The sequence below is a fragment of the Aquimonas voraii genome, assembly GCF_900101825.1.
Lineage (GTDB): Bacteria > Pseudomonadota > Gammaproteobacteria > Xanthomonadales > Xanthomonadaceae > Aquimonas > Aquimonas voraii.
On record NZ_FNAG01000011.1, the window covers coordinates 26995 to 45248 of the forward strand.

Genomic DNA, 18254 nt, shown 5'->3' on the forward strand with positions numbered 1-18254 from the left:
CAGCGCGCGGCGGGCGGGTCTAGCTTTGCGGCGCTGCGGCGACGTTCTCCTGCAGCCCGTTTCCGAAACCGATCACACCCGAGGTGGCCAGGCGGCAACGCCGGTCGAGCGTGCGACATGTCCACTACCGTCGACTGACATCCCCAGACCGCGCTGGCACCCGCTCCAAGGGCGCTTGCGCCCTTTTTTGTTGCCTGCCTTCAATGCCCCTGGCTTCCGATGCAGGCGCTGCACGAGTGAATTCCCATGCTCCACATCACGCTCCCCGACGGCAGTCGCCGTGAATTCGAAGGCCCCGTGTCCGTGGGCGAAGTCGCCGCCAGCATCGGCGCCGGCTTGGCCAAGGCGGCGCTGGCCGGCAAGGTCGACGGCAAACTGGTCGATACCAGCTATCGCATCGCCTCCGACGCCTCGCTTGAAATCGTCACCGACAAGCATCCAGACGCGCTCGATATCCTGCGCCACTCGACCGCGCATCTGCTGGCCCAGGCCGTGCAGCGTCTCTACCCTGGCGCGCAGGTCACGATCGGCCCGGTGATCGACAACGGCTTCTATTACGACTTCGCCTACGAGCGTCCCTTCACCCCGGACGACCTGCCGAAGATCGAAGCCGAGATGCAGAAGATCGTCGCCGAGAAGCTGGCTGTGAGCCGCACGGTCAAGTCGCGCGACGAGGCGATCGCCTTCTTCCGCGGTCTCGGCGAGCACTACAAGGCCGAGATCATCGAGTCCATCCCCGCCAACGAGGACCTCTCGCTGTACTCGCAGGGCGAGTTCACCGACCTCTGCCGCGGGCCGCACGTTCCCGGTACGGACAAGCTGCGCGCCTTCAAGCTGATGAAGGTGGCCGGCGCCTATTGGCGCGGCGACTCCAACAACCAGATGCTCTCGCGCATTTACGGCACCGCCTGGCTGAACGACAAGGACCTCAAGGCCTACCTGCACCAGCTTGAAGAGGCCGAAAAGCGCGACCACCGCCGTATCGCCAAGCAGCTCGACCTGTTCCACCAACAGGAGGAAGCGCCGGGCATGGTGTTCTGGCATCCGCGCGGCTGGACGCTGTGGCAGACCGTTGAGCAGTACATGCGCGGCGTTTACAAGAATTCGGGCTATCAGGAAGTGCGCTGCCCGCAGATCCTCGACGTCTCGCTGTGGAAGAAGTCCGGCCACTGGGACAACTACAAGGAGAACATGTTCTTCACCGAGTCCGAAAAGCGGACCTATGCGGTGAAGCCCATGAACTGCCCGGGCCATGTGCAGATCTTCAATTCCGGTCTGCACAGCTATCGCGACCTGCCGATCCGCTATGGCGAGTTCGGTGGCTGCCACCGCAACGAGCCCTCCGGTGCGCTGCACGGCATCATGCGCGTGCGTGCCTTCACCCAGGACGACGGCCACATCTTCTGCACGGAAGACCAGATCGAGGCCGAAGTCACGGCCTTCCACCAGCAGGCGATGGCGGTCTACCGCGACTTCGGATTCGAGGACATCTCGCTGAAGATCGCGCTGCGCCCGGACTCTCGCCTCGGTGACGACGCGACCTGGGACAAGGCCGAGAATGCCCTGCGTGCGGCGCTTGGCAGCTGTGGCGTGCAGTGGGAGGAGCTGCCTGGAGAGGGTGCCTTCTATGGGCCGAAGATCGAGTACCACATGCGCGACTCGATCGGCCGCGGCTGGCAGGTTGGCACCATGCAGGTCGACTTCATGATGCCTGGCCGTCTCGGCGCGGAGTACGTCGACGAGACCAGCACACGCCGGCATCCGGTGATGCTGCACCGGGCCATCGTCGGATCCATGGAGCGCTTCATCGGCATCCTGATCGAGCACCATGCCGGCCTGTTCCCGCTGTGGCTGGCGCCGGTGCAGGCGGTGGTGATGAACATCACCGATGCCCAGGCCGACTATGTTCGCGAGGTGACCCAAGCCCTTGTCCAGCAAGGCTTCCGGGTGCAGTCCGACTTGAGAAACGAAAAGATCGGTTATAAGATTCGCGAGCATACCCTGCAGAAGATTCCCTACCTCTTGGTCGTGGGCGACCGCGAAAAAGAGGAAGGGCTCGTCGCAGTGCGCGCGCGTTCCGGCGAAGATCTGGGCAGTCTGAAACTGCCCGAACTCATCGAGCGGCTGCGCGCGGAGAACGGACCAACCGCCCGCGACAAGGTGTGATCTCTCTCAGAATCAAGCCCTTGCGTTGAGGTTTGGACCAGCAGCCCAGCACGGAGACACGCGAATCAATACCGAAAAGCTGAACCGCAAGAACCACGAAATCCGGGTGCCGCGCGTGCGCGTCATCGGTGCCGAAGGTGAGAACATCGGCGTCCTGAGCCGCGATGAAGCCCTGCGCATGGCGCTGGATCTGGAGCTCGACCTGGTCGAGATCCAGCCCAACGTCGACCCGCCGGTCTGCCGCATCATGGATTTCGGCAAGTTCCGCTTTGAGCAGCAGAAGAAGGCGAGCGCCGCCAAGAAGAAGCAGAAGCAGGTGGAGATCAAGGAACTCAAGTTCCGTCCCACCACCGATGTCGGCGATTACGCCATCAAGCTCCGCAACATCCGGCGCTTCCTTGAGGAAGGCGACAAGGTCAAGATCAACATCCGCTTCAAGGGCCGCGAGATGGCGCACCAGGAGCTGGGTATCGCGATGGCGAACAAGATCGAGGCCGATCTGGGTGACGAGGTGGTGATCGAGCAGCGTCCGCGCCTCGAAGGCCGCCAGATGGTGATGATGATCGCGCCCAAGAAGAAGCAGTAAGCGTCTTCGAGCGTCATCGCGCAGGCCCCGACCGTTACTGGCCGGGGCCTCGCGCTTCAAGGATTTCCCGCGCAGGATGCGGCGGGAGCGGCTCGGGTCCATGCAGGCCCGGTTCGCGTGCAGGGCGGGCAGGAGCCCGTGGCTGCCTTACCCGGTTCGCCGGGTCTTTGCCGGTCGCGGTGGTTTGGCGATCGGCGCCTTTGCGGTGCATCGATGCACTCGCGCAGGCTCTTCCGCCCGGTTCGCGGCGCTGCCGTGAACGGGGCTACAAGCGCGGGATGTGCTCCACAAGCGATGCGGTCTCAGGCCTCATCCGCGCATTCCGGGTATCCAAGATCCGCAGCGGTTCGCCGCTGCATGCAAGGAGTTTCCCATGCCCAAGATCAAGACCAATCGGGCTGCCGCGAAGCGTTTCCGCAAAACCGCCTCCGGCAAGTTCAAGTGTGGCCACGCGTTCAAGAGCCACATCCTGACCAAGAAGTCGACCAAGCGTAAGCGCGGTCTGCGCGGCACCAACCACGTTCGTGCGGAGGACGCAGGTCGCGTCCAGCGCATGCTCCCGTACCTCTAAGGGAGGATCGCAACCATGGCACGAGTCAAGCGTGGCGTCACCGCCCGTCGTCGTCACAAGTCCGTTCTCGCGCGCGCGAAGGGTTACTACAACGCCCGTCGCAAGGTGTTCCGCGTTGCCAAGCAGGCCGTCACCAAGGCTGGCCAGTACGCCTACATCGGCCGCAAGCAGCGCAAGCGTCAGTTCCGCGCCCTGTGGATCGTCCGCATCAATGCGGCGGCCCGCCAGTTCGGTCTGTCCTACAGCCGCATGATGAACGGCCTGAAGAAGGCCAGCATCAGCCTGGACCGTAAGGTTCTGGCCGACCTGGCCGTGCACGATCTGCCGGCGTTTGGCGCGCTGGCCGAGAAGGCCAAGGGCGCCCTGGCCTAAGGCCGGAGCGTTCGACATGCCGCGGTGGTTCCACCGCGGATCTCCTGTGGGGAAGGGCATGCTCTTCCCCACAGGCGTTTTCGGGGTCGGAGTTCGCCGGGGGCTTGGCGCGTGGCGCCGCCCGAGGCAGGCTTGCCGATCCACGCCCCGGGCCTCGCGCCCGGGCCAGGCCCGCGAACGCGGGCGCCGTCACGAGCGATGAGCATGAGCGAGTTGGAAGCGCAGGCGCAGAGCGCCGCGAATGAGATCGAACAGGCCGAGAGCATCGACGCGCTGGAGGCCATCCGCGTGCGCCTGCTGGGCAAGGCGGGCCTGATCACCGAGCAGCTGAAGCGTCTGGGCGCGCTGGACCCGGAGGCGCGCAAGGCTGCTGGCGCCGAGGTCAACCGCATCAAGCAGGCGCTGACGGATGCCATCGGCGCGCGACGCGCGCTGCTGGAAAAAGCCGCTCTTGATGCGCGTCTTGCCTCAGAGCGCATCGACGTCAGCCTGCCCGGCCGTGGCGCCCGCGCCGGCAGCCTGCATCCCGTCGCGCGCGCGGCCGAGCGCATCGCCGGCATCTTCGCGCGCATGGGCTACGAACTGGCCGACGGTCCGGAGATCGAGGACGACTGGCACAACTTCGAGGCGCTGAACTTCCCGCCGCACCATCCGGCGCGTGCCATGCACGACACCTTCTACTTCCCGGATGGCCGGCTGCTGCGTACGCATACCTCGCCGGTGCAGGTGCGCTACATGCGCGAGCGCCAGCCGCCCTTCCGCATGATCGCCATCGGCAAGGTCTACCGTTCGGATTCGGACCAGACCCACTCGCCCATGTTCCACCAGATGGAGGGGCTGCTGATCGACGAGACCAGCACCTTCGCCGATCTCAAGGGCACGCTGAAGCAGTTCGTCGACGCCTTCTTCGAGCGCGATTTCGCGATGCGCTTCCGCCCGAGCTATTTCCCCTTCACCGAGCCCTCGGCCGAAGTCGATATCCGCTGGGATCGCGAGGACGGCAGCGAGCGCTGGCTGGAGGTGCTGGGCTGCGGCATGGTGCATCCGAACGTGCTGCGCGCCTGCGGCATCGACCCCGAGCGCTATACCGGCTTCGCCTTCGGCATCGGCATCGAGCGCTTCGCCATGCTGCGCTACGGCGTCAGCGACCTGCGCAGCTTCTTCGAGAACGACACGCGGTTCCTCGCCCAGTTCGCCTGAGGCGAAACGCGGGATTCGGGATTTGTAAGCCGCAGCGGGTCAGGCTCGCGCGGCCTTTGATGGACACAGGCAATGAAGTTTTCCGAGAACTGGCTGCGCGAACACGTCACTGTCGAGGCCTCGCGCGAGGAACTCGCGGCCAGGCTGACCGCGATCGGGCTGGAGGTCGAAGAGATCACCGCCTTGGGTGAGGGCCTGGCTGGCGTGGTGGTGGCGCAGATCCTGGACTGCGCGCGCCATCCCGAGGCCGACCGCCTGCAGGTCTGCACGGTCGATACCGGCAGCGGCACGGTGCAGATCGTCTGCGGCGCGCCGAACGCTCGGCCGGGGCTGAAGGCCCCGCTGGCGACCGTCGGCGCCGAGCTGCCGGGCGGGCTGAAGATCAAGCCGGCCAAACTGCGCGGCGTCGAGAGCTTCGGCATGCTGTGCTCGGCCAAGGAGCTCGGCGTCGATGCCGATGCTTCGGGCCTGATGGAGCTGCCGGCCGATGCGCCGGTCGGTGCCGCGTTCGCCGACTATCTCGGTTTGCCAGACGCCAGCATCGAGATCAAGCTGACCCCGAACCGGGCGGACTGTTTCGGTGTTCGCGGCATTGCATACGACGTCGCCGCCGTGCTGGGAGCGAACGTCAATCCGCTGGACGTGCCGGCCGCTGCCGTCGAGAGCGCCGATGCGCTTTCGGTTGAGTTGAATGCGGGCGCAGCCGCACCGCGTTACTGCGGCCGAGTCATCGAAGGCGTCGATGCATCAGCCCCCACGCCGCTGTGGATGGCCGAGCGCCTGCGTCGCTCCGGCATCCGTCCGATCAGCCTGCTGGTCGATGTCACCCAGTACGTGATGCTGGAGCTGGGCCAGCCGATGCACGCCTTCGATCGCGCCACGCTGAAGGGGCCGGTCGGCGTACGCGCTGCGCGTGCGGGCGAAAGCTTGAAGCTGCTGGACGAGCGCGCGGTCACGCTGGACGAGGGCTTCCTCGTCATCACCGACGCCGACCGCGCGGTCGCGCTGGCCGGCGTCATGGGCGGCTGGGACACCCGCGTCACCACCGACAGCCGCAGCGTGTTCCTGGAGAGCGCGCACTTCGCGCCCGAGGCCATCATCGGCCGCGCCCGCAAGCTGGGCATGCACACCGATGCCTCGCACCGCTTCGAGCGCGGGGTCGATCCCGAGCTGCCGAGCTTGGCGCTGGAGCGCGCCACCCAGCTGATCCTGGCGCACGCCGGCGGCAAAGCGGGCCCGGTCACCGAGGCCGCGCTGCCCGCACACCTGCCCCTGCCCAAGGCGGTGCGCCTGCGTCGCGCGCGGCTTGCGCGCGTGCTCGGCGTGCACATCGCCGACGCCGAGGTCGAGCGCATCCTGCGGGCGCTGGGCATGCAGGTCGAAGCCTTCGACGGCGCAGCGGATGAGCCCGTCGACGCCCTGCGCGGCTCGCACATCGGCGGCGGCTGGTGGGTGACGCCGCCCTCGCGGCGTTTCGACATCGCCATCGAAGAAGACCTCATCGAAGAAGTCGTGCGCATCCATGGCTACGAGGCCATTCCGACCAGCACGCCGACCGGCGCGATTCCACTCGCCATGCCGAGCGAAACGCGACTGGGTGAGGGTGAGCTGCGACGCGCGCTCGCCGGTCGCGGCTACCGCGAAACGATCTGCTTTGCTTTCGTCGAGCATGTACTGCTCGATCGCTGGGGTCTTGCCGAGGGCGCGATCACGCTGGCCAACCCGCTGAGCGCCGAGCTGGCGGTGATGCGCACCGGCCTGCTGCCGGGTCTGGTGCAGGCACTGGCGCACAACCGCGATCGCCAGGACGCGCGACCGCGGCTGTTCGAGCTCGGGCGCGTGTTCCATCAGGGCGAATCCGGCCCGATCGAGACCCTGCGCTTCGCCGCCGCCGCCTGCGGTCGCGCCGAGGCCGAGCAGTGGGGTCTGCCGGCACGCGCGCTCGATTTCCATGATGTGAAGGCGGATCTCGAATCCGTGCTGGCGCTGTCGGGGGAACCGGCTCGCGTCGAGTTCCGTCCGACCACGGCCGCGTTCCTGCATCCGGGGCGCGGTGCGGACGTGTGGTTCAAGGGCCGCAGCATCGGCTGCATCGGCCACCTGCACCCTGCGCTGGCGAAGGTGCTCGACCTCGACGAAGAAGTGGTGGTGTTTGAAGTCGAACTGGCGCCCGTGCTGGAGCGGGCGCTGCCGCGTGCGCAGCCGATCTCGCGATTTCCTTCCGTTCGTCGGGATATCGCCGTGCTCGTCGCCGAGCAGCACCCGTGGTTGGCGCTCGAAGCCTGCCTGCGGAGCGCGCTGGAAGGCCGCGTGCAGGCCATCCAGCTGTTTGACCAATACCAGGGCAAGGGCATCGAGCCGGGCTTCCGCAGCCTAGCTATTGGCTTGATTTTGCAGGACGTTTCACGCACCCTCACGGATCAGGATGCGGACCAAGCCATCGCCGATGCGGTGGCGGCGCTGTCCAGGACGTTCGGCGCCACGCTCAGGGGGTGACATGGCACTGACCAAGGCCGAAATGGCCGAGAAGCTGTTCGACGATGTGGGCCTCAACAAGCGTGAGGCCAAGGAATTTGTCGATGCGTTTTTCGATGTGCTGCGCGATGCGCTGGAAACCGGGCATCAGGTGAAGCTGTCCGGTTTCGGCAACTTCGACCTGCGCAAGAAGAACCAGCGGCCGGGCCGCAATCCGAAGACCGGCGAGGAGATTCCGATCTCCGCGCGTACCGTGGTCACTTTCCGTCCGGGTCAGAAGCTGAAGGAGCGCGTGGAAGCCTATGCTGGATCCGGGCAGTAACGCCGAACTTCCGGCCATCCCGGCCAAACGCTACTTCACCATCGGTGAAGTCAGCGAGCTGTGTCGCGTCAAGCCGCACGTGCTGCGCTACTGGGAAACCGAGTTCCCCAGCCTGAAGCCCGTGAAGCGGCGCGGCAACCGCCGCTACTATCAGCGCCAGGACGTGCTGACTATCCGTCAGATCCGGGCGCTCCTCTACGAAGAGGGCTTCACGATCACCGGCGCGCGCCAGCGGCTCGAAGCCGATGGTCAGCGCCCCAGCGTGCTGGCCAATGACAGCTCCCTGCAGATCCTGCGCGAGGTGCGCATGGAGCTTGAAGCGGTGCTGGAACTGCTGAAGAGCTGAAGTTCCTCCCTGCGCAGCGAAGATCGCTGCGCAGTCGAGACAAGTCCACAACTCTCGTCTATACTTGCGCGCTCTGTGCGGCCGTGGCCCAAGGCCCACGCACAGGCCGCAGCACTGATCGGAATCGCGTCGGGGCGTAGCGCAGCCTGGTAGCGCATTTGCCTGGGGGGCAAAGGGTCGTCGGTTCAAATCCGGCCGCCCCGACCATCCGATCCATCCTCCGCTTCGCCTCACCCTCGCTCTGGCTCGGACACGTTGAAGCCGCGTCCGCTCTGCGCTCGTGTGCGGTGACTCCGTGGATGCGGGCTCCCGGGTGACCAAGCCGCTACACTCGCGGGCTTCCTCCATGGAGCGAGCCCGAGCGATGCGCACACTCTTCCCCGCGATCGAACCCTACGCCAGCGGTGAGCTGGCGGTGTCCGAACGGCACACCCTGTATTTCGAAGAGTGCGGCAACCCCAAGGGCAAGCCGGTCGTGATGCTGCACGGCGGCCCCGGCGGCGGCTGCAGCGCGAAGATGCGGCAGTTCCACGACCCGGCCAAGTACCGAATCGTCCTGTTCGACCAGCGCGGCGCCGGGCGCTCGCGACCGCATGCGGATCTGGTCGACAACACCACCTGGGACCTCGTCGCTGATATCGAGCGCCTGCGCGAGCATCTTGGTATCGAGCGCTGGCAGGTCTTCGGCGGCAGTTGGGGGTCGACCCTGGCACTGGCCTATGCCGAGACCCATCCCGAGCGCGTCACCGAGCTGGTGCTGCGCGGCATTTTCATGCTGCGGCGCTGGGAGCTGGAATGGTTCTACCAGGAGGGCGCTTCGCGCCTGTTCCCGGACGCCTGGGAGCATTACCTGAAGCCGATTCCCGCGGTCGAGCGCGCGGATCTCATCAGCGCCTACCACCGCCGGCTCACCTCCAGCGATCCGGCCGTGCGCGTGGCGGCTGCGCGCGCCTGGTCCGTGTGGGAAGCGGCCACCAGTTTTCTGCATCAGGACCCCGATTTCATCGCTTCGCACGAGGCCGATGACTTCGCGCTGGCGTTCGCCCGCATCGAGAGCCATTACTTCGTCAACGGCGGCTTCTTCGAGGTCGAGGACCAGCTGCTGCGTGACGTCGGCCGCATCCGCCAAATTCCCACCACCATCGTTCACGGTCGCTACGATGTCGTTTGTCCCGTCCAGAATGCTTGGGATCTCAAGCGTGAATTCCCCGAGGCCGAGTTGGTGATCACCGCTGACGCCGGCCATTCCGCCTTCGAGCCGGCCAACGTGGATGCGCTGGTGGCTGCGACCGAGCGGTATGGGTAAGGGCCGGGATTCGGGATTGGGGATTCGGGATTCGCAGAGCCAGTCTCGCCAGCCTTGACCTAGCGACTTGGGGCGAGCCCATTTGAGCCCCTCTCCCTGCGGAGCGGTTCGGGGGCATCGGCTGCCGGTGCAGCCGATGCCCCCGGGCGCCCGAGCGAAGCGAAGGCAAGGGGTTGCAGAGGGGCAGTTCGGAGCGACGAGCTGATTGACGTGCGCCAGCTTCGCTCGCATCCAGTCACAGTCGATGCGGCCAGGTGGCTGTGCGCAGCGTCGCGCATCAGCCTCCAGCGGCGCCCTCACAACCGCGCAAACACCGCCCCATAGCCCGGGAGCTCCACTCGGCCCTCGCGCAGCGCGCCGCCCAACAGGCCGTGTCCGTCGAGTGCCTGCGCGGACTGCGCCTGATCCAGCGCGAGCGTCTGCGCATCCGCACTCAGGTTGAAGACGCAAAGCAGCCGCGCGTCATCGAGCTGACGTTCGAAGGCCAGCACCGGCTCCGACGTCGCCAGCATCCGCACTGCGCCCCAGCGCAGGGCGGGCTGGCCTCGGCGGAACGCCATGAAGCGCCGGAAGCGCTTCAGTGCCGAATCGTCCGCGGCCTCCTGGGCCTCGACGCTGAGCGACCGGTGCTCCGCAGGCACCGGCAGCCAGGGCTTGGCCTCGCTGAAACCGCCGTGATCGATGCCGCGCCAGGGCATCGGGGTTCGGCAGCCGTCACGGCCCTTGAAGTTCGGCCAGAACGCGATCCCGTACGGGTCCTGCAGCTGCTCGAAGGGAATGTCGGCCTCGGGCAGGCCCAGTTCCTCGCCCTGGTAGACGCAGATCGAACCGCGCAGGCTGCAGGCCATGGCGCTCAGCATGGCGGCCATGTGCGCAGGCGGACAGGCGCCGCCCCAACGGGTCACCACGCGCTGCGAGTCGTGGTTGCTGATCGACCAGCAGGGCCAGCCCTCGGTCATCTTGGCTTCGAGTTCGTTCACCGTACGACGCACGTGATCCACACTGAAGTCCGGCGTCAGCAGCTCGAAGCTGTACCCCATGTGCAGGCGGTCGCGGCCGGTGTACTCGGCCATGGTCTGCAGCGAATCCTCGGAGGAGATCTCGCCCAGCGCGGCCACTTCGGGGAACTCGTCCATGAGCGCGCGCAGGCGACGCAGGAAACCGATGTTTTCGGGCTGGGTGTTGTTGTACCAGTGGTATTGGTAGGCGTAGGGATTGTCGGGGCTGAAGCCACGGCCGGTGCGCAGCTCCGGCGGCTTCGCCGGATTGTCGCGCAGCTGGCGATCGTGGAAGCAGAAATTGATGGCATCGAGCCTGAGCCCGTCGACCCCGCGCTCGAGCCAGAAGCGCACGTTGTCCAGCGTGGCCTGCTGCACGGCGGGATTGTGGAAGTTGAGATCCGGCTGACTGACCAGGAAGTTGTGCAGGTAGTACTGCTCGCGCCGCGGTTCCCACTGCCACGCACAGCCACCGAAGATCGAAAGCCAATTGTTCGGTGGCGTGCCATCCGGCTTCGGATCGGCCCAGACGTACCAGTCAGCCTTCGGATTGTCGCGGCTCTGCCGGCTCTCCTGGAACCAGGCATGTTCGCTGGAGGTATGGCTGAGCACCTGGTCGATCACCACCTTGAGCCCGAGCGTATGCGCCTTTGTCACCAACCGGTCGAAATCGGCCAGCGTGCCAAACATCGGGTCGACATCTCGGTAGTCGGCGATGTCGTAACCGAAGTCCGCCATCGGCGACTTGAAGAAGGGGCTGATCCAGATCGCATCCACACCGAGGCCGGCGACGTATTCCAGCCGGTCGATGATGCCCGGCAGATCGCCGATGCCATCGCCATTGCTGTCCTGGAAGCTGCGAGGGTAGATCTGGTAGATGACGGCGCCGCGCCACCAGGGGGCTGTACTCATGTCGTGTTCCAGCGATGGAGGGCCTGGCGGGCGATGGCGTTCAGGCAAGGGGATGTGAAGGTGCCCGCAAGCTTAATCAGCACGCACTGGAATGCTGGCGCGCGTGCATACGTATTCATGCGGAGCCCGCGCTCGCGCGTGTTTTCCCCGGGATGTTCGACTGCAGCATCGTGCCGGCGGCATGCTCGGGAAACGCCTTTTTCTTCAGCTTCTGCACACTGCGCACATGCAGCAAACGACGCGAGCGCTGCCCCTGGATCAGTTCGTCGCATCGCTGGCCACCCAGACCACGGCGGTGCGCGCGGGCAGCTGCAGAAGCACGCGCATGCGCTGGGGCGCCGGTGACGGTTCAAACCGCAGCGTGGCTTCTCTCGCGCGCGGGTCCACGCCGTCGAGCAGCGCGGGATGCAGACGCCAGGCGCGGCGGCCATCGGTGCTCCCGTTCCAGTCGATGCCCAGCTGCTGCGCCTCGCTGCTGACGTTGACGGCATAGAGCAGCTGGGCGTGCGGGTTGGCGGCCAGCCCACTGCCGTCCACGTAAGCCGCGATCACGCCGGAGCGCGCATCGGTGTCGAGGAAGCGCAGCCGCTGCTGCACGTCTTCCGACGAAGCCAGGCGCAGTAGCGGCGTCTGTGCGCGCAGGCGCAGCCAGTCGAGGAAGGCGCGTCGCGTGTAGTCGACGATCTCGGGCGACGGTTTGAGCGCGGGATCGGCCAGCAGTTCGCGCATCAGCGGCCAGTCTCGGGCGTTGTCCCAGGCCGGCGGCAAACCGCGGCCGAAGCTGTTGTCTTCGCCGCTGTAGTCGAGCCGGTTGAAGTGGTCGCCGCTGTCGTAGCTGTTGCGGTCCAGCGACTTGCTGCGCAGCACCTCGACGCCGGCATGGAAGTAGGGCACGCCCTGGCTCAGCAGGTTGAAGGCCATGCCCAGTACCTGCACCCGCGCGCGTTCCTCTGCCGTCGTCGCCTGCGGCAGGCGCAGTGCATTGATGTCGTACAGGGTCTGGTTGTCGTGGTTCTCGACGTAGTTGACGACTTCGTTGGGCGAGGCCACGTAGCCGGCGGGCTGGCCCGCGTAGTCGAACTCGGCGAGCGAGCGCTCGATGCCGTCGCTGCCGCGCATCCGGTACTGGCGCAGCGTCCCGGCGAGACCCACGCGGACGAGGTCGGCGTTGGAGCCGGGATTGGGGAGTCGGGATTGGGAGCCGGGATTGGGAATTGGGGATTCGGGATTCGGAAGCGCCGCCTCCGCGCTCGACGCACGGGCGGTCGACGGGGCGGCTTCAAGCCCCTCTCCCCCAGCCCCTTTCCCACCGGGGGAGAGGGGAGGCGGCGCGGGAGATTCGCGCTCTTCCGAATCCCGAATCCCCAATTCCCAATCCCGGCTCGCAACCCACCCATTCAACCATCCGTATGCCGTCCGCAGCTCCGCCCCGGCGGTCGCCGCACCGCCGCCGCGCAGGGCATCGCGCGCGCGATCGCTGAAGGTGGCGATACCGCTGCCGGCCAGGCTCAGCTGGCTCGCCTGCTCGAAGCGTGCGCCATCGGCGACCTCGCCGAAGTTCCAGCCCTCGCCGATGATCGGGATGCGCTTGCCGGCCGCCGAATCGACAGCGCGCATCAGCTCAAGCATCACCGCCTTCGGCTGGTGGCCCATCAGGTCGAAGCGGAAGCCATCGATGCGGTAGTCGCGCGCCCATACCACGGCCGAGTCGATCATCAGCCGCGCCATCATGGCGTGTTCGGTGGCGGTGTTCTCGCAGCAGGTGCTGCGCTCGATCGCGCCCTTGGGGTCGAGCCGGTGGTAATAGCCTGGAACGATCCGGTCGAGCACCGACTTGGCGTGCTGGCCGGCGTGGCTGCTGTGGTTGTAGACCACGTCGAGGCCCACGCGCAGGCCGAGCGCGTGCAGGGCCATCACCATGCGCCGCAGCTCGCGGATGCGCACCGCGCCGTCGCGCGCGTCCGAGGCATAGCTGCCCTCCGGCACCGTGAAGTGCTGCGGGTCATAGCCCCAGTTGAAGCAGTCCTCGTGCTTGATCGTCGCGATCGTCGCCTGCTGCTGTTCGCCATCCGGTGGCCCCATCACCACCGGCGTCACGCAGCCGGTTTCCGGAATCGTGCTGATGTCGTAGACCGGCAGCAGGTGCACATCGGTGAGCCCGGCCTCGGCCAGCGAGCGCAGGTGACGCATGCCCAGGCTGTCGCGCTGGGCGAAGCCGAGATAGCGGCCGCGGTGCTGCGGCGGCACGCTGGCATCGTCGCGCGAGAAATCGCGCACGTGCAGTTCATACAGCACCATGTCGACGTTGTGCCGTGGTGCCGGCGGACGCGGATGCGCGTCCCAGCCCTCGGGCTTGAAGCGCGCATCATCGAGATCGACCACCATCGCGCGCTGGCCATCGGCGCCCAGGCCCAAGGCGTAGGGATCGGTAACCCGGTTGCGCACCAGGCCAAGGCCGGGCACGAACACGTCGACGAGATAGCTGTAGTAGCTGCCGAGCGTCACACCGGGCAGCCGCGCCGACCACACGCCGCTGGCCGCGTCGCGCTCGAGAGTGTGCGTGGAGCGTGCCGGGCTGTCGCCATCCTCGTACACGCAGACTGCCACCGACTGCGCGGTCGGTGCCCACAGTGCGAAGGCGGTGGCATCGGTCTCGGGCAGTGCTCCCAAGCCTGCCTGCCGCGCCGCCGCATAGCGATCATCGAGGGCAGCCGCCTGCTGCACGCGGGTCATGGCAAGCACACGGCCTTCCGTGTCCAGCGCCGCGAGCAGGAGATCGCCGCGCAGCAGCCCGGCGATGTCGGTCCCATCCGGCAGCGCGAACTCGGCGCCGTCGCCGAACCAGGCGAAGCGCCGCTGTTGTGCGGGCGGCAAGGCCTCGGTCAGCCTCTTCAATTCGAAGCGCGTCACCTCGGGATCGGGACGCCGCTCGGCATCCAGCCCGATCGCCGTGTCGGCATGCAGCAGCACGATGTCGGCCTCTGCCGGTGCCTGCGGCCAACGCAGCCGCTGGGCATCGAGCCAGATCGCCGCGGCTTCAGCCGGCATGTCCGAGCGCGCCAGCACGCGGAAGTGGGCTGGCGCATCGCAGTCCGTCCGCAGTCGATCTTCGGCCTGCGCGAGCGCCGTGCCGGCTGCCAGAAGCAGGGCGAAGGCCAGCGTTCGGCAGAACACCGGCGGCGCGCCTCGGGCTTGAGTCGACAGCGCTGGCGCGGTCATGGGCATGTGGCATCGGTGCGGCATCGCGGCCTTCCGTCGTTGCGGGGCCCTCGACCATGCCAGACGCGGGCGTCCCGCGGGTCCGCCTGCATACGTATGCCTCGCAGCTGCAGCACGGAATGTCGGTGTCGCGCCGCTAGGATCGGAGCCCTGTCATCACCGGTCTTGCCGATGCCTACGACTGCGGTGCCATCGAAACCGAGCCGCGAGGCCAGCCCGCTCGGCATGCTGGCCCTGCTGCTGGCGACTGCAGTGTCCGGCTGTGCCCTGCGCGCGCCCGCGACTGGGGCCCCGAGTCACCCGAAGCTGACCCCGGTCGCCGCCGTCGAGCTCGAGACCACGGCGCTGGATCCGCCCGCTGAAGCCCTGCGCTTCTTCGATGCGATGGCGATCCGCATCGTCGCCGGCGAGCGCGCGCAGTTCGTCGCCGGAGACAATCGCGCCGGCTACTACGAGGGCTGGACGCACGGCTATCGAGGCGGCGTCGGTTACCGCATCGGTGAGCTCAGCCTGTACGAGGATCGTGCGTCGTTCGTCGGAGGGCAGCGCCTGCCGCGTGAGGCGGCCGGCAGCGAGACCCTGTATCCATTCGGACACTGCGTCGAGCATGCGCGCGCGCGGGACTGTCTGCTGCTGCACACCGGTGCCGCTGCGCTGAGCCTGCGGCTTGAAACCGACGAGGCGGCCGAGCTCGCGCTGATGCCGCTGTGGAGCAGGGCTGTGTCGGGCTATCGCATCGAGCGCGTGGAAGAACTGCTGCTGTTGGTGCCGCCCGCTCCGACTCCCGAGGATGGGCACCCGGACTGGATTGCGCTCAGTGCGGACGCGTCGTTCAAGGTGGAGTTGACGCCGACACTCTCGACGGCAGATGCCGCCGTACTCGAGGTGCCTGCCGGCAGCGGTTCACGCCGCCTGCCCGGGCGCGATGCGCAGTCTGCGCTTTCGGCCGGGCCGGTCACCGCAGTGCTGGCGGAGGCCGAGCAGGGCGATGCAGTGCCTCTGCGCCTGCATCGCGCCACGCCAGGCAGACGCCTGACGGTCCACATCGCCTACGCCGACAGTCGCGAACAGGCCCTGCAGTCCGCGCGGGCGCTGGCCGCCGAGGACAGCTGGCAGCGGCAGATCGAGCTTCAGCATCAGCGCCTGGGTCGTGCGGTTCTGAGCACGCCGGATGCCGACTTCAACCGCGCCCTGCGGTGGGCGCAGGCCAGCGCGCACAGCTTCGTGGTGCAGCAGTACGGACCGGGCATCTGGGCGGGCTTGCCCTGGTTCCGCGACAACTGGGGGCGCGACACCTTCATCGCGCTGCCGGGCACCCTGCTGGTCTCGGGGCGCTTCGAGGAGGCGCGCGCCGTGCTTGATGCGTTCGCCGCTCGCCAGCAGCGCGATCCGACTTCAGCGGACTACGGCCGCGTGCCGAATCGCGTGGCGACGAACCAGCCGACGATCTACAACACCGTCGACGGCACGCCCTGGCTGCTGCGCGCGGGGCTCGAGTACGTTCGCTACAGCGGCGATGTCGGCTTCGCCGATCGACTGATCGATCTCGCGCGTCTGTATTTCGATGGCGCGCAGCGCCATCTCGACGGCGAAGGCTTGCTGCGGCACGCCGATGCCGATACCTGGATGGATGCGCGCGTGTACGAGAACGGCCCGGCCTGGTCGCCGCGCGGTGATCGCGCCGTCGAGATCCAGGCGCTATGGATCACCGCGCTGGAAAGCGCCGCCGAGCTGGCCGAGGCGCGCGGGCAGGGCAGCGAGGCCGCGCACTGGCGCGCGCAGGCACAGCGGGCACGCAGCGCGGTGCTGAAGCGCTTCGTGCTTGGCGGGCGCGTGGCCGACCGACTGCGACCCGACGGCAGCGCCGACCTCGCGCGCCGCCCCAATGCACTGATGCTGATCAGCGTGCCGTGGGCGCCGATCCTGGATGCGCAGGCCGAGGCGCGACTGCTGCGCGACAGCGTCGAGCATCTGCTGTTTCCCTATGGCATCGCCTCGCTGGAGCCCGCGCATCCGTGGTTCCATCCACGCCATGAGGCTCTGCGCCACGGGCAGCCCGAGCTGCACCACAAGGATTCGGCCTATCACAACGGCACGGTCTGGGGCTGGAACGCGGGCTTCGCGATCACGGCCCTCACGCGCCACGGCCAGCAGGAACTCGCCTGGCGACTGACGCGCGAGCTGGCGCGCCAGATTCTTGAAGACGGCACGCGCGGCGGCATGAGCGAGCTGCTCGATGCCGCACTCGGCGAAGACGGCACGCCCGTGCCTTCAGGCACCTATGCGCAGTCCTGGAGCGTCGCCGAGTTCGCCCGCAACGCCTGGCAGGACTACCTCGGCGTTCGCCCCGATCTGCTGCGCAACACCCTGCGCTTCGTGCCCGCCCTGCCGCCGGCCTGGACCGAGACGCAGGCGCGCATCCCCTTCGGCGCGAGTGAAACCCTGGGCCTGCGGGTCGAGCAGCAGCAGGGCACCCAGCACTGGCGCTTCAACGGCGCAGCGCAGCCCGCGCGCCGCATCGAGCTCGACCTGCTGCGGATCGATGGCGGGCGCGTGCGCGTCGGCTTTGCGCTTGGATCGGCTGCGCGTGAGCTGGTTTGGAACGGTCGCGAGGCGCGCCTCGATGGTGCGCCCATGGAACAGACCGAGGTGCTGGGTTCGACCCAGGCCCTGCTGCAGGGCCTCGACTTCGCCACGCCACCGTCCGCCGATCCTGCGCGCTACCCGATGACCCGCGAGGTCGATGGCTTGCGTCGGCGGATTCTCGATGCGGCGAAGGCCTCGGAGTCGCCGCGATGAGCCGCCGCTCTGCGCTCTCAGGCTTCGTCGGGCATGCGGGTGGCGCCACGGCTTTCGCCCTGCCGGGGCTGCAGCAGGCGGGCCACCGACTCGGGCAGGTGCAGGTGCATGTCTGTCTGCGGGAACGGAATGCTGTAGCCCGCCTCGGGCAGGCCGCGGTGTATCGCCTCCAGCAGGTCCGAGCGCGTCTGCGCGAAGTCCGGTGTGTTGACCCAGGCGCGCAGTACCAGGTTGACGCTGCTGTCCGCGAGCGCATCGACGACGACATCGGGTGCCGGCTCGGTCAGCACGCTGGGATGCGCCTTGGCGAAGCCCAGCAGCACCTCGCGCGCGCCGCGGATGTCGTTGCCGTAGTCCACGCCCACAGGAATGTCGACGCGTCTCTGCGGCTTGGCGGTGAAGTTGATGATCGGGCTGGCCGTGATCTGGCCGTTGGGCAGGGTGATCTCGTGGTTCTGGAAGCTGCGCAGCACCGTCTGGAACAGCCGCACCTGTTCGACCACGCCGGTGATGCCGGCGATCTCCACCGCATCGCCCGTACGGAAGGGCCGCAGTACGATCAGCATCACGCCGGCGGCGATGTTCGACAGCGAATCCTTCATCGCGAGGCCCACCGCCAGGCCGGCTGCGCCCATCACCGCCAGCAGCGAGGTCGGCGGCACGCCCAGCGCATCCAGCGCGGTGATCAGCACCAGCACCAGTACCGCGGCATGCGCCAGGTTGCCGAAGAAGTTGGCGAGGATGCCCTCGACGCGGGCGCGCTCAAGCAAGCGCCGCAGCGCGTTCGACAGCCGCCGCGCCAGCCACAGCCCGACCAGCACGATCGCCAGCGCCGCGCTGATCTTGAGGCCCCAGAACGTGGCCAGCCCGACCCAGTCGATGCCGCTGCCGGCTTTGATCAACTCCTGCATCGTCTCTTCTCCGTGATGCGCGCGCCCGCGAGCTGCGGCACGCAAGACTTGGCACTCTAGAGAAATCGACC

The 18254-nt window shown here is 67.5% G+C and carries 13 protein-coding genes and 1 tRNA gene; 11 read left to right on the top strand and 3 right to left on the bottom strand.

Annotated elements, in window-relative coordinates; genetic code table 11:
* Positions 1–246: 246 nt before the first annotated feature.
* From thrS to pip, 10 genes are all read left to right on the top strand, one after another.
* Complete coding sequence (thrS, locus tag BLP83_RS14525; RefSeq protein ID WP_091244321.1) at positions 247–2166, top strand: threonine--tRNA ligase; 1920 nt, start codon at positions 247–249, stop codon at positions 2164–2166.
* Between the two features lie 64 nt (positions 2167–2230).
* Positions 2231–2752, top strand: a complete 522-nt coding sequence (gene infC / locus BLP83_RS14530; RefSeq protein ID WP_091244476.1) for a translation initiation factor IF-3 — start codon at positions 2231–2233, stop codon at positions 2750–2752.
* Between the two features lie 373 nt (positions 2753–3125).
* Positions 3126–3323, top strand: coding sequence for a 50S ribosomal protein L35 (rpmI, locus tag BLP83_RS14535; RefSeq protein WP_091244323.1), 198 nt, complete (start codon positions 3126–3128; stop codon positions 3321–3323).
* Positions 3324–3338: 15 nt separating this feature from the next.
* Entirely contained in the window at positions 3339–3695 is a 357-nt protein-coding gene (gene rplT / locus BLP83_RS14540) for a 50S ribosomal protein L20 (protein WP_091244325.1), read from the top strand.
* Between the two features lie 204 nt (positions 3696–3899).
* Positions 3900–4895 (top strand): phenylalanine--tRNA ligase subunit alpha, encoded by a 996-nt coding sequence (pheS, locus tag BLP83_RS14545; RefSeq protein ID WP_091244478.1) that lies wholly within the window; start codon positions 3900–3902, stop codon positions 4893–4895.
* Positions 4896–4967: 72 nt separating this feature from the next.
* Positions 4968–7391, top strand: coding sequence for a phenylalanine--tRNA ligase subunit beta (gene pheT / locus BLP83_RS14550; protein WP_091244328.1), 2424 nt, complete (start codon positions 4968–4970; stop codon positions 7389–7391).
* A 1-nt stretch (position 7392) separates the two neighbouring features.
* Positions 7393–7692 (top strand): integration host factor subunit alpha, encoded by a 300-nt coding sequence (locus BLP83_RS14555; protein ID WP_091244331.1) that lies wholly within the window; start codon positions 7393–7395, stop codon positions 7690–7692.
* Positions 7673–8038, top strand: coding sequence for a MerR family transcriptional regulator (locus tag BLP83_RS14560; protein ID WP_091244334.1), 366 nt, complete (start codon positions 7673–7675; stop codon positions 8036–8038). Before BLP83_RS14555 ends, BLP83_RS14560 begins: the two co-directional genes overlap by 20 nt.
* Positions 8039–8168: 130 nt before the next feature.
* A tRNA-Pro gene (locus tag BLP83_RS14565) sits at positions 8169–8245 on the top strand.
* Positions 8246–8402: 157 nt separating this feature from the next.
* Positions 8403–9344 carry a prolyl aminopeptidase gene (gene pip / locus BLP83_RS14570; protein ID WP_091244336.1) on the top strand — a complete coding sequence of 314 codons (942 nt, stop codon included), beginning with the start codon at positions 8403–8405 and terminating at the stop codon, positions 9342–9344.
* A 296-nt stretch (positions 9345–9640) separates the two neighbouring features.
* Here pip and BLP83_RS14575 read toward each other — a convergent pair whose 3' ends face one another.
* Entirely contained in the window at positions 9641–11254 is a 1614-nt protein-coding gene (locus BLP83_RS14575; protein ID WP_091244338.1) for an alpha-glucosidase family protein, read from the bottom strand.
* A gap of 258 nt (positions 11255–11512) precedes the next feature.
* Positions 11513–14479 carry an alpha-1,6-glucosidase domain-containing protein gene (locus BLP83_RS14580; RefSeq protein ID WP_176764215.1) on the bottom strand — a complete coding sequence of 989 codons (2967 nt, stop codon included), beginning with the start codon at positions 14477–14479 and terminating at the stop codon, positions 11513–11515.
* A 165-nt stretch (positions 14480–14644) separates the two neighbouring features.
* Between BLP83_RS14580 and BLP83_RS14585 the strand changes: the two genes are divergently transcribed.
* Positions 14645–17272 carry an amylo-alpha-1,6-glucosidase gene (locus BLP83_RS14585; RefSeq protein ID WP_176764216.1) on the top strand — a complete coding sequence of 876 codons (2628 nt, stop codon included), beginning with the start codon at positions 14645–14647 and terminating at the stop codon, positions 17270–17272.
* Positions 17273–17289: 17 nt separating this feature from the next.
* Here the strand turns inward: BLP83_RS14585 and BLP83_RS14590 are convergent, their stop codons facing one another.
* Positions 17290–18183: a mechanosensitive ion channel family protein gene (locus tag BLP83_RS14590; protein ID WP_091244342.1), complete on the bottom strand. Its 894-nt coding sequence runs from the start codon at positions 18181–18183 to the stop codon at positions 17290–17292.
* Between the last annotated feature and the right edge of the window lie 71 nt (positions 18184–18254).

What these genes read in the sequence shown, in the direction of transcription:
- pip (WP_091244336.1), top strand. Translation starts at nt 8,403, where the DNA reads ATGCGCACACTCTTCCCCGCGATCGAACCCTACGCCAGCGGTGAGCTG.
- BLP83_RS14590 (WP_091244342.1), bottom strand. Translation starts at nt 18,183, where the DNA reads ATGCAGGAGTTGATCAAAGCCGGCAGCGGCATCGACTGGGTCGGGCTG.
- BLP83_RS14575 (WP_091244338.1), bottom strand. Translation starts at nt 11,254, where the DNA reads ATGAGTACAGCCCCCTGGTGGCGCGGCGCCGTCATCTACCAGATCTAC.
- rpmI (WP_091244323.1), top strand. Translation starts at nt 3,126, where the DNA reads ATGCCCAAGATCAAGACCAATCGGGCTGCCGCGAAGCGTTTCCGCAAA.
- BLP83_RS14580 (WP_176764215.1), bottom strand. Translation starts at nt 14,479, where the DNA reads ATGCCCATGACCGCGCCAGCGCTGTCGACTCAAGCCCGAGGCGCGCCG.
- BLP83_RS14585 (WP_176764216.1), top strand. Translation starts at nt 14,645, where the DNA reads ATGCCTACGACTGCGGTGCCATCGAAACCGAGCCGCGAGGCCAGCCCG.
- pheT (WP_091244328.1), top strand. Translation starts at nt 4,968, where the DNA reads ATGAAGTTTTCCGAGAACTGGCTGCGCGAACACGTCACTGTCGAGGCC.
- thrS (WP_091244321.1), top strand. Translation starts at nt 247, where the DNA reads ATGCTCCACATCACGCTCCCCGACGGCAGTCGCCGTGAATTCGAAGGC.
- BLP83_RS14555 (WP_091244331.1), top strand. Translation starts at nt 7,393, where the DNA reads ATGGCACTGACCAAGGCCGAAATGGCCGAGAAGCTGTTCGACGATGTG.
- pheS (WP_091244478.1), top strand. Translation starts at nt 3,900, where the DNA reads ATGAGCGAGTTGGAAGCGCAGGCGCAGAGCGCCGCGAATGAGATCGAA.
- rplT (WP_091244325.1), top strand. Translation starts at nt 3,339, where the DNA reads ATGGCACGAGTCAAGCGTGGCGTCACCGCCCGTCGTCGTCACAAGTCC.
- BLP83_RS14560 (WP_091244334.1), top strand. Translation starts at nt 7,673, where the DNA reads ATGCTGGATCCGGGCAGTAACGCCGAACTTCCGGCCATCCCGGCCAAA.